The organism is Actimicrobium sp. CCI2.3 (assembly GCF_035019065.1).
In the GTDB taxonomy this organism is placed as follows: domain Bacteria; phylum Pseudomonadota; class Gammaproteobacteria; order Burkholderiales; family Burkholderiaceae_D; genus Actimicrobium.
The window spans coordinates 84,024-93,053 of sequence record NZ_JASJWR010000018.1 but is presented as its reverse complement, the minus strand read 5'-3'; the positions used below and the strand labels follow the sequence as shown (position 1 = coordinate 93,053).

Genomic DNA, 9,030 nt, shown 5'->3' with positions numbered 1-9,030 from the left:
CGCGATTCTATGCGGTCCCTGCTCAAATGATTCGCTCTTCAACCTGAAAAAGGCTTGCTTTTGAACAGAGTATCTACTCTTTGATAATCTTGCCTCGTCGCGTACCGCCGACCCGTAGGGTGCAATAACCAAAGGGCATTGCACCGACTGCCACCACGGAGTCGATTAAAAGGCAGCGGCACCGTGCGGCTTGGGCCGACGGAGTTCAGAAATCACGTTGGTATCGATCAAAAACACGTTTTCTCTACAGCGTAGAATTGCGACGGCGGTTTGTCCGACCGCGTGTCGGCAATACTAGATCGACCCGCCCTACTTCTGAGAGCAACAACTCTTTCAATGTCGCATGCGCAACCGGATTTAGCCGCTGCCACTGTGCAATCGGCACAAGTATCGCCGCGTCGGCACCACGCCGTGTTACCAGTTGCGGCCCCTCCTGAATACACGTATCAAGTAGTTCGCTAAAACGTGCTTTTGCATCGTGGACTGTCCATGTGTGCATGATGTGCCTCTGGTCACGAAATAAAAATTCAGTTTATCAAGCAGGACGTCGAGCCTCAAGCAATGCGGAGGGCATCCGCTTCAACCAAAAATATATCGCCACAAAACACAGCGGGGCCGCCATCTTTTACCAACACGACGACAAAAAATGCCGGCCCCGACGCAGCGTAAAGAGTGCGATAACCGCATGGCATCAAATCGCAGGCATCACAGTGACGCTAATGAAGATTGATCGTGCAAAAAAAGGCGCCGGATGCCTTGGCGAACAGGTCGCTTCGTTTGACGGTTGGTGCAATAACCAAAGGGCATTGCACCGACTGCCACCACGGAGTCGATTAAAAGGCAGTTCGCGATCGAGCGTAAAAGTACGCAGGCGGTGGTCGGAAAGGGGCTAGTCGGGAATCAGCAGAAACGCGGTTTCGGGCAACTCGTCGGCATCGAAGACGAGTTACCAGCGGATTACCAGCAAAAGGCTGCTCGCTGAACACGTCGACCAGCTGGAAACGATGCGTCATCGACATGAGCCGCCTTTTTGAATACGGCAGATCGGGCGATCTGCCGTTGAACAAACTTACTCCACCTGCGTCTGATGCTCGCCATCCTGCCGCTCGCGCACGACACCGATGCGCGAGACGGTCTCGCCGGCTTCGGTCAGCTGCGCCATGGCCGCGTCGGCATCTTCCTTGGCGACAATGACGACCATGCCGATACCGCAGTTGAAGACGCGGTGCATCTCGGCGTCCGCCACGTTGCCGTGCATCTGCAACCAGTTGAACAGCGGCGGCATGACCCAGGATTTTTTCTGCAGCACGACTGTCAAGTGACTCTGCAACACGCGCGGCACGTTTTCAACCAATCCGCCACCAGTGATGTGGACCATGCCCTTGATCTCCATCGACGCCATCAGTGCCAGCAGCGGCTTGACGTAAATGCGGGTGGGGGCCATCAGCGTATCGGCCAGTGTGCGGCCATGGAAGTCGGCATCGAGGTCGGGCTTGGCCATCGCGATGATCTTGCGCACCAGCGAATAGCCGTTTGAATGCGCGCCGCTCGATGCCAGTCCCAGTACCACATCGCCGGACTTGATCTTGCTGCCGTCGATGATTTTTGATTTTTCAACCGCGCCGACCGCGAAGCCGGCCAGGTCGTATTCGCCATCCGGATACATGCTTGGCATTTCTGCGGTCTCGCCACCGATGAGGGCGCAACCGGCTTGCTCGCAACCAAAGGCAATACCCTTGATGACATCGGTCGCAGTCGCGACATCGAGCTTGCCGCAGGCAAAATAGTCGAGGAAGAACAGCGGCTCGGCACCTTGCACCAGAATGTCGTTGACGCTCATCGCGACCAGATCGATGCCGACCGTGTCATGGCGATTCAGATGAAATGCCAGCTTGAGCTTGGTGCCGACGCCGTCGGTACCGGAGACCAGCACCGGCTCCTTGAATTTCTTGCTGACTTCAAACATCGCACCGAAACCACCGATGCCGGCCAGTACGCCTTCACGGGCGGTGCGTTTTGCGAAGGGCTTGATGGCTTCGACCAGCGCATCGCCGGCATCCATGTCAACACCCGCATCGCGGTAGGAAAGTGAAACGTTTGCAGGGGTACTCATGATGTGATTGGCAGCGGAGGCGTTAAAATAGGCGGTTGAAACAAAGGCCATTGCGAACGATGGCCTTTGCAGAAGCACCCATTTTATCAAACAGCGCCCGCGAGCTCCCAGTTCATGACAATTTCTTTCTACCAGGCTAGCTAGACCCCGATGGCAGTCCTTCCTGACCCGACCTCTTACTGTCCGCCAATGCGCCAGATGCTGCTCGATTTGCCCGGCGAAAAACCGCAGAACCTCGACAATTTCGAGCCTGGCCGCAATACCGAGCTGCTGGCCCTGCTAAGCCAGCATGCGTATGGCGACAAGCTGCCGCTCAGTGCGCGCTTCGTGTATTGCTGGGGTGAAGCCGGCGCCGGCAAAAGTCACTTGCTGCACGCGCTCAACACCACGGCCAGCACGCGTCTGATCGGCCCGACTTCACCGCCGGCCGACTTTATCCATGCGCCCGATATCGGCTTGTATTTGCTCGATGATTGCGATCGCCTGTCCGACGACTTGCAGATCGCCGCCTTCGGCCTGTTCAACCAGATCCGCGAATACGGTGGCGCGCTCATTTCCAGTGGCGCGTTGCCACCTGCCCGACTCGACTTGCGCGAAGACTTGCGCACCCGGCTGGGCTGGGGCCTGATTTATGAAGTCCATGGCTTGACCGATGATGAAAAAATTGCTGCCCTGACGCTGGCCGCCCGCACCCGTGGTTTTACGCTCGCAACCGGCGTGTTACCCTACCTCATCACCCACTTCCGGCGCGACATGCGCTCCCTGTCCGCAATGCTCGACGAACTGGATCAATACTCTCTCGAGACCAAGCGACCAGTCACCCTGCCGCTGCTGCGCGAACTCCTGCAACGTGAACTACGCGAACAAGAAAGCACCCTGTCACCATGAGCAATCTGGCCATTTTCGACCTCGACCATACGCTCTTGCCGCTCGACTCCGATTACGAGTGGGGCCAGTTCATTTGTCGCATCGGTGCCGTCAATGCGGAAGCCTTTGCCAAACGCAATGCGACCTTCTTTGCGCAATATCAGGACGGGTCATTGGACCCGATTGAATATCTCGAATTCGCTTTCGGCACGCTGTCTGCGTTTCCACGCAAACAGCTCGATGCGTGGCACCAGCAATTCATGGACGAAGTGATCGTGCCGGCGATCCGCCCCGCTGCGCTGGCACTGGTCCGACAACATCAGGATGCCGGTGACGAAATCCTGATCATCACGGCCACCAACCGCTTCATCACGGCACCGATCGCCCAGGCGTTCGGCGTGGCCAACCTGATCGCTGCGGAAGCCGAACACGATGCCGACGGCGGATTCACCGGCAAGTCGCGCGGCACGCCACCGTTCGGACCCGGCAAGGTCACCAACCTCGGCATCTGGCTGGCGGCAACGCAACGCCGGCTCGACGACTTCGCTACCAGCTACTTCTACAGCGATTCGCAAAACGATATTCCGCTGTTGTCGCTGGTGACCAATCCGGTGGCGACCAATCCCAATGCCCTGCTGGCCGCGCATGCCCATGCGCAGGGCTGGCCCACCCTCGACCTGTTCAGTGTTCCCGCTCAATGATCACAAAATTCTTCCGCCGCATTCTCGGCAGCAAATCCAAACCGGTTGATCACACCGTCCCGGTCATGTTGAGTCAGAAAGAACATGGCATTGATCCGAAGCTGGTGTCATCAAATGCGATCCGTGTCACGCAAGGTTTGCAGCAGGCCGGCTTCAAGGCGTTTCTGGTCGGCGGCGCGGTACGCGACCTGCTGCTCGGGATCAAGCCGAAAGACTTTGACATCGCCACCAATGCGACGCCGGATCAAGTCCGAAAATTGTTTCGCCGGGCCTTCATCATTGGCCGCCGCTTCCAGATCGTGCACGTGATGTTTGGCCAGGATTTGCTGGAAGTGACGACCTTTCGCGGGTCTTCGATGGAAGCCGCGCCGAAGGACGAGCACGGCCGCGTCCTGCGTGACAATACCTTCGGCGAACAACATGAAGATGCGATCCGGCGCGACTTCACCATCAATGCGATGTACTACGATCCCGAGACACAAACCGTGCTCGATTACCACGGCGGCATGGCCGATATCCGCAACAAGACCTTGCGCATCATCGGCGTACCGGAAGAGCGCTATCGCGAAGATCCGGTACGTCTGCTGCGCGTGGTGCGCTTCGCGGCCAGGCTCGACTTCACCATCGATGCCGCCACTGCGGCACCGATCAAGACGATGGCACCGCTGATCAACAACGTGCCGGCGGCACGGGTGTTCGACGAAATGCTCAAGCTGCTGATGAGCGGCCATGCGCTGGCGTGCCTGCACCAATTGCGCAAGGAAGGCTTGCATCACGGCTTGCTGCCGCTGCTCGACGTCGTGCTGGAACAACCGCTGGGCGAAAAATTCGTCCGGCTGGCGCTGGCCAGTACCGACCTGCGCATCAAGCAAGGCAAACCGGTGTCGCCGGGCTTTCTGTTTGCGTCCTTGCTGTGGCATCAGGTGCTCGAAAAATGGACGGCCTATCAGGCCGCCGGTGAAGCCTCGATCCCGGCGCTGCATCTGGCCGCCGATGATGTCCTCGACAACCAGACCGAAAAGCTCTCGCTGCAACGCAAGATCGCCTCCGACATGCGCGATATCTGGGCCATGCAACCGCGCTTCGAGCGCCGTACGGGCAGGGCACCTTACAAGCTGCTGGAAAATCTGCGTCTGCGTGCCGGCTATGACTTCCTGCTGTTGCGTTGCGCCTCCGGTGAAATCGAATCCGAACTGGGCGAATGGTGGACCGATTTCATGGAAGGTGACGTCGTCGTTCGGGAACAGCTGCAAGTACCAAAACCGCGCAGCAACGAGTCGACCGGCGCACCCAAACGTGCCAAGCGCCGTGGCGGACGTGGCCGCGCCAAGCCGGAAGACGGTGCCAGCGGAAGCAGCGAGTGACCATTGCGTATGTTGGCCTGGGCGCCAACCTGGGCGACGCACGCGACACGGTGGAGCGTGCGCTGCTGGCAATCGATGCGCTGCCTGAAACCAGACTGAGCGCGCAATCGAGCCTGTTTCGCAGTGCGCCGGTCGACGCGACCGGTGACGATTTCGTCAATGCCGTCGCCCAACTCGACACGCGCCTGAGCGCACCGGACTTGCTGGCGCACTTGCAGCAGATCGAATTGGCGTTCGGGCGGGAGCGGCCTTTTCCGAATGCGCCGCGCACGCTCGATCTCGACGTGCTGTTGTTTGGCAGCGAACAGCATCAAACGACGACGCTGACCGTGCCGCATCCGCGCCTGACGCAACGGGCGTTTACGCTGATCCCGCTCTTGCAGCTTGATGCGCTGATCGATATTCCCGGCTACGGACCGGCGCATACGTTCGTCGCTGACGTCGCCGGGCAAGTCATACAAAAAATGGTGCAGCGGTCGTGCATGGACAAACCCGTGCGGCTGCTGTCCGATGGTGATGTGATGGGTGGACTTTCTTCTTGAGATCATGAATTTCGATAAATACAATTACATCGTTGTGGAAGGTCCGATCGGCGTCGGCAAATCCTCCTTGGCCCAAAAACTCGGCGAAAATTTCGGTGCGCAACTGCTGCTTGAGCGCCCCGAAGAGAACCCTTTCCTGGAACGCTTTTACGGCGATGCCGAACGCTACGCGCTGCCGACGCAGATGTTCTTCCTGTTCCAGCGCATGAACCAGTTACGTGATCTGGCGCAAACGGATTTTTTCAATGCGTCGCTGGTGTCCGATTTTCTGATCGACAAAGATCCGCTGTTTGCCCGCCTGACGCTGGGCGATGACGAACTCAACCTGTACCAGCAAATGTATGACCACCTGCACCCGCAAGCACCGGTGCCGGATCTTGTGATCTATCTGCAAGCCGAACCGGCCACGCTGATCGAACGCGTGCGCAAGCGCGGCGTCACGGTCGAAGCCGGCATCTCGGAAAACTATCTGACGCGCGTGTGCGAAAGCTACAGCCGTTTTTTCTATCACTATGATGCAGCGCCGCTGTTGATCGTCAATGCCGATCACTTCAATCCGATCGAGCGCGACGAAGACTTCAACCTGCTGGTGATGCACATCCGGAACATGCGCGGCAAGCGCGAGTTCTTCAACCTCGGGGAATGACGATGGCAGGATATCTGCAAGAAAACCAGAGCGCCGGCCGCAACAAGCCGGTCACCATTCATACGCTGGCAGCGCTGCGTCAGGCCGGCGAAAAAATCACCATGCTGACGTGCTATGACGCCAGTTTTTCAGCCCTGATGGATCGCTGCGGCATCGAGATCATGCTGGTCGGCGACTCGCTTGGCATGGTCACCCAGGGTCACGATTCAACCTTGCCGGTCACTGTGGCCGACATGGTCTATCACACCGCCTGTGTCGCGCGCGGCAACCATACTGCGCTACTGATGGCCGACCTGCCCTTCGGCAGCTACGCCACACCCGAAAGCGCCTATGCCAATGCGGTCCTGCTGATGCAGGCCGGTGCCCAGATCGTCAAGCTCGAAGGCGGCAGCTGGCTGGTCGAGACCGTGCGTTTTCTGACCGAGCGCGGCGTACCGGTCTGTGCGCATCTGGGTCTGACACCGCAATCGGTGCATCAGCTTGGCGGTTACAAGGTGCAAGGCAAGTCCATTGCCAGTGCCGACTTGCTCAAGTCCGATGCGCTGGCATTGCAAGCGGCCGGGGCGGCCATCGTCCTGTTTGAAGCGATTCCAGCCGCGCTCGGCAAAGAAACAACAGCACTACTGGAGGTGCCGACCATCGGCATCGGTGCCGGACCCGATTGTTCTGGTCAGGTACTGGTCATGCATGACATGCTGGGAGCGTTTCCGGGTCGTAAGGCGCGCTTCGTGAAAAACTTCATGGAGGGACAAAGCAGCATCGACGCCGCCGTCAGCGCCTACATCAAGGCCGTCAAGGAGGGCTCTTTCCCGGCTGCCGAACACTGCTTCTGAGAGACTTTTCGAATCGTCGTCCACCGCTCAGCGAAAGCGTACCAGCCATGTCAGCTCAGTCAGCGCAGTCAGCCCAACCGACTCCCGTCTCTCAGGCCAGCAGCAAGTTCATCGACCTGCAGCAAGTGTTCACGTGGTTGCTCGCTGACGGCATCGTCAACAAGGCCGATGTCAAGGCGCGCTACACCGCCGCCCAGGGCATCCTGCGCAACGCCACGCTGACCATGCATCCGCTGACTGCGGTAGCGCAATCGAAGCTGACCTCGGCGCTGCCACCGCACCGCTTGCTGACGCTGGACCTGCTTACCGAGTGGATGGCCGGCAAGGTCAACCTGCCGTTCTATCGCATTGATCCGCTAAAAATCGACTTCACCAAAGTCGCCGATGTGATGTCGGCCGGCTACGCGGCACGCTTTCATATCCTGCCGATTGAACTAACCGCGACCGAACTGATCGTCGCCACGGCGGAACCGTTTTCAACCGACTGGCTGGCCGAAATCGCCAAGATCACCCGGCGCAGCGTGCGCCTGGTGATCGCCAGCCCGCTCGACATTGCGCAATACACCGCGCAATTTTTCACGCTCGCCAAATCGATCAAGGGTGCCCACAAGCTCAACGGCCAGGACATCGCCACGCGTCACAATTTCGAGCAACTGGTCGAACTCGGACAAGGCAACCGGCAGGTCGATGCCAACGACCAGCACATCATCAACATCGTCGACTGGCTGTGGCAATACGCGTTTGAACAGCGTGCGTCGGACATCCATCTCGAACCCAAGCGCGACTTCAGCGCGATCCGTTTTCGCATCGATGGCGTACTGCATCAGGTCTATCAGGTACCCGCGGCGGTGATGATTGCGATGACCGCACGCATCAAGCTGCTGGGTCGCATGGACGTCATCGAAAAACGTCGCCCGCTCGATGGCCGCATCAAGACCCGCACACCGCAAGGCCAGGAAATCGAACTGCGGCTATCGACCCTGCCGACCGTCTTTGGTGAAAAACTGGTGATGCGGATTTTCGATCCGGAGGTGGTCGTCAAGACCTTGCCGGAGCTGGGCTTCCCGCCCGACGATGCGCTACGCTGGGATACGCTGACCAAGCGCGCACATGGCATCATTCTCGTCACCGGCCCGACCGGTTCGGGCAAGACTACGACGCTCTACACGACGCTCAAGGCGCTGGCGACGTCCGAGGTCAATGTCTGCACCGTCGAAGACCCGATCGAAATGGTCGAGCCCTCGTTTAACCAGATGCAGATCCAGCATGGCATCGACCTGACTTTCGCCGATGGCGTGCGCGCGCTGATGCGGCAAGATCCCGACATCATCATGGTCGGTGAAATCCGCGACCTCGAAACTGCCGAGATGGCCATCCAGGCCGCGCTCACCGGGCATCTGGTGCTATCAACGCTGCACACCAACGACGCGCCATCGGCAGTGATGCGCTTGCTCGAACTGGGCGTGCCGTACTACCTGCTCGAAAGCACGCTGATCGGCATCATGGCGCAGCGCCTGGTGCGCACCTTGTGCAGTGACTGCAAGACCCCCGATGGCCACTTGCAGGATGAAGTCTGGGCCAGCCTGACCGAAGGTTTCACGATCCCGAAACCCGCCGCGATCTATCGCCCGGTGGGCTGCACCGAATGCCGTCACACGGGCTTTCGCGGTCGCACCGGACTCTACGAATTGCTGATGGTGTCGCAACCATTTTCAAAACTGATCAAGGCAGAAAGCGACATCCATGCGCTGCGCCAGCAAAGCATCCGCGATGGCATGCAACCGCTGCGAGTTGCCGGTGCGATGAAAATCATCGACGGCACCACGACCGCCGATGAAGTGCTGAAGGTAACGTCGTCATTGACCTGAACGCTGCGCACACAGCAGGAGCACCGTTACAACCGCTCACAAAGCAAGACGAAACCGGGTCAACGATGATCTCCGGGTGGCGTTATTGACTGCACT

At 58.9% G+C, this 9,030-nt stretch carries 9 protein-coding genes; 7 read left to right on the top strand and 2 right to left on the bottom strand.

Annotation, left to right across the window (positions count from 1 at the left end):
* Positions 1–244 precede the first annotated feature (244 nt).
* Entirely contained in the window at positions 245–499 is a 255-nt protein-coding gene (locus tag QN370_RS11710) for a type II toxin-antitoxin system Phd/YefM family antitoxin (RefSeq protein WP_322126541.1), read from the bottom strand.
* A gap of 570 nt (positions 500–1,069) precedes the next feature.
* The gene (gene purM / locus QN370_RS11705) at positions 1,070–2,113 is read right to left on the bottom strand and encodes a phosphoribosylformylglycinamidine cyclo-ligase (RefSeq protein WP_322126540.1); all 1,044 of its coding nucleotides are present in this window, start codon (positions 2,111–2,113) and stop codon (positions 1,070–1,072) included.
* 189 nt (positions 2,114–2,302) lie between these two features.
* Between purM and hda the strand changes: the two genes are divergently transcribed.
* Genes hda through QN370_RS11670 form a run of 7 tightly spaced genes read left to right on the top strand, consistent with a single transcriptional unit; the run spans position 2,303 to position 8,934 of the window.
* A complete protein-coding gene (hda, locus tag QN370_RS11700) occupies positions 2,303–3,001 on the top strand; it encodes a DnaA regulatory inactivator Hda (RefSeq protein ID WP_322127216.1) in 699 nt (232 codons plus the stop codon).
* Positions 2,998–3,681, top strand: coding sequence for an HAD family hydrolase (locus QN370_RS11695; protein ID WP_322126539.1), 684 nt, complete (start codon positions 2,998–3,000; stop codon positions 3,679–3,681). Before hda ends, QN370_RS11695 begins: the two co-directional genes overlap by 4 nt.
* Complete coding sequence (gene pcnB / locus QN370_RS11690) at positions 3,678–5,045, top strand: polynucleotide adenylyltransferase PcnB (RefSeq protein ID WP_322126538.1); 1,368 nt, start codon at positions 3,678–3,680, stop codon at positions 5,043–5,045. The genes QN370_RS11695 and pcnB overlap by 4 nt, the downstream gene beginning before the upstream one ends.
* Positions 5,042–5,587, top strand: coding sequence for a 2-amino-4-hydroxy-6-hydroxymethyldihydropteridine diphosphokinase (folK, locus tag QN370_RS11685; RefSeq protein ID WP_322126537.1), 546 nt, complete (start codon positions 5,042–5,044; stop codon positions 5,585–5,587). The genes pcnB and folK overlap by 4 nt, the downstream gene beginning before the upstream one ends.
* A gap of 4 nt (positions 5,588–5,591) precedes the next feature.
* Positions 5,592–6,233: a deoxynucleoside kinase gene (locus tag QN370_RS11680; RefSeq protein ID WP_322126536.1), complete on the top strand. Its 642-nt coding sequence runs from the start codon at positions 5,592–5,594 to the stop codon at positions 6,231–6,233.
* A gap of 2 nt (positions 6,234–6,235) precedes the next feature.
* Positions 6,236–7,066 carry a 3-methyl-2-oxobutanoate hydroxymethyltransferase gene (panB, locus tag QN370_RS11675; protein WP_322126535.1) on the top strand — a complete coding sequence of 277 codons (831 nt, stop codon included), beginning with the start codon at positions 6,236–6,238 and terminating at the stop codon, positions 7,064–7,066.
* 47 nt (positions 7,067–7,113) lie between these two features.
* Positions 7,114–8,934, top strand: a complete 1,821-nt coding sequence (locus QN370_RS11670) for a GspE/PulE family protein (RefSeq protein WP_322126534.1) — start codon at positions 7,114–7,116, stop codon at positions 8,932–8,934.
* Positions 8,935–9,030: the final 96 nt, after the last annotated feature.